Raw genomic sequence first — 2,010 nt, 5'->3', positions numbered from 1 at the left:
CCACTGTTTTGCGACAGTGGGCGCCGTGTCCCGGGCCGGTGGCATGGCGCGGGGCACTCCGCGCCATGCCGTTAGCGGCCGCTATACACCTGGCCGGGGAGCCAGGTGGCCAGCGGTTCGTAGAAGAACACCAGCGCCAGCCCCAGCAGCTGTATGGCCACGAAGGGCGCCACGCCCTTGTAGATATCGGTGGTGGTGATGCCTGGCGGGCAGACCCCCTTGATGTAGAAGAGCGCGAAGCCCACTGGCGGGGTCAAGAAGGACGTCTGCAGGCAGATGGCGAACAAGATGGCAAACCACACCGGGTCGACCCCCAGGCTGAAGACCACCGGCGCCACCAGCGGCAGGATGATCAGGGTGATCTCCACCCAGTCGAGGAAGAAGCCCAGCAGGAACACCACCAGCATGATCGTCAACACCACCCCGGCGGGGCCGAAGGGCAGTCCGGTGATGGCATCGCGGATCACGTCGTCGCCGCCCAGCCCGCGCAGTACCACGGCGAAGATGGTGGCGCCGACGAAGATGCCGAAGATGAAGGCCGTGGTGCGGGTGGTCTGGTAGAGCGCCTTGGATACTACCTCGAAGCTGAGTCGGCGGCTGAACAGCGCCAGCAGCATGGCGCCTAGGGCACCCACCGCCGAGGCCTCGGTGGTGGTGGCGAAACCGGTGAAAATCGAGCCCAGCACCGCCACGATCAGCGCCATGGGCGGCAGCACGGCGATCAGCACCTCGAGCAGCGCCCGGGCATTGAGCGGCTTGCGATTCTCCGGCGCCGGTGCCAGGTCCTTCTTGATGTAGGCAGCGATCAGGATAAAGGCGATGTACATCACGCCCAGCATGATTCCGGGAATCAGCGCGCCCATGAACAGCCGGCCCACCGAGGCCTCCGAGGTGCCCAGGCGGTCGGCCATCAGCACCAGCATGATGCTCGGCGGCACCAGGATGCCCAGGGTGCCCACCGAGCAGGCGGTGCCCACGGCCAGCGACTTGTTGTACTTCGCCTGCAGCATGGGGCCGATGGAGAGCATGCCGAGCAGCACCACCGAGGCGCCGACGATGCCGGTGGAGGCGGCCAGCAGCACGCCGACGATGACCACGGTCACCGCATAGCCGCCGCGCAGCCCGCCCAGCACGCGCACCAGGGAGTTCATCAGCCGTTCGGCGATGCCGGAGCGGTCGAGCATGATGCCCATGAAGATGAATAGCGGCAGGGCGACCATCAGCTCGTTGGCGACAATGCCGTAGAGGCGTCGGTCCAGCACGCCGATGGTGCCGCCCCAGGAGAACCAGAGGTCGGCATTGAAGTGCTCGACCAGCACGTGGCCGATGATGGCAAACAGAAAACCGATGCCGGCCAGCGACCAGGCGACGGGGAAGCCGATCAGCAGCAGCCCCATGAAACCGGCGAACATGCCGATGACGAGTATTTCTTCGAGACCCATGATGATCCTCGCTGATCCGCGTTAACGAAAGTCGGTCGGGCGACGCAGGTGCAGCTCCCGAGGAAAGTGGAAGAGGTAGGTGCAGCAGCGCAGCGCCCGCGACGAGAGCGCGATGGCGATCAGGATCATGCCGATGGGCAGCGTGCTCTTGATGATGAAGCGATAGGGCAGCCCGCTGGGGGCCTGGGAGCGCTCACCGCGGTCGAAGGAGCGGTAGGCGTACTCGATGAGGTTGTCGATCATGAAATAGAGGATCGGCAGCATCAGCAGCACGATGCCGAGCAGTTCGACCCAGGCCTGGAAGCGCAGCGAGAACTTCTCGCGCAGCACATCGACGCGCACATGGTCATCGGTGACCACGGCGTAGGCCAGGGTCAGGATCATGGTGGCGCCGAACAGGTGCCACGACATCTCCTCCAGGGCGATGGAGCCGCGGCCGAGGATGAAGCGGCTGAAGACGTTGGTCAGCACGACGGCCAGGGTCGCGATCCACAGCCAGGAGAGCGTCTTGCCAATTGCCGCGATGGCGGTGTCGAGCGCATGGCTCAGCCGGTTGGTGGGCAGAGCC

At 65.4% G+C, this 2,010-nt stretch carries 2 protein-coding genes; both read right to left on the bottom strand.

The features are described 5' to 3' along the window. Positions 1-71 precede the first annotated feature (71 nt). A complete protein-coding gene (locus HOP52_RS19485; protein WP_238979192.1) occupies positions 72-1,442 on the bottom strand; it encodes a TRAP transporter large permease in 1,371 nt (456 codons plus the stop codon). Between the two features lie 21 nt (positions 1,443-1,463). Continuing rightward, positions 1,464-2,010 (bottom strand): TRAP transporter small permease subunit (locus tag HOP52_RS19480; protein ID WP_422677731.1); only part of this gene is annotated, 547 nt, incomplete at its 5' end.

Source organism: Billgrantia campisalis (assembly GCF_022341425.1).
Lineage (GTDB): Bacteria > Pseudomonadota > Gammaproteobacteria > Pseudomonadales > Halomonadaceae > Halomonas > Halomonas campisalis.
The sequence above is the reverse complement of the archived record's forward strand: the minus strand, read 5'-3'. Positions and strand labels throughout refer to the sequence as shown.

Excerpts from the sequence above, each read along its gene's own strand:
- HOP52_RS19485 (WP_238979192.1), bottom strand. The coding sequence starts at position 1,442 with ATGGGTCTCGAAGAAATACTCGTCATCGGCATGTTCGCCGGTTTCATG.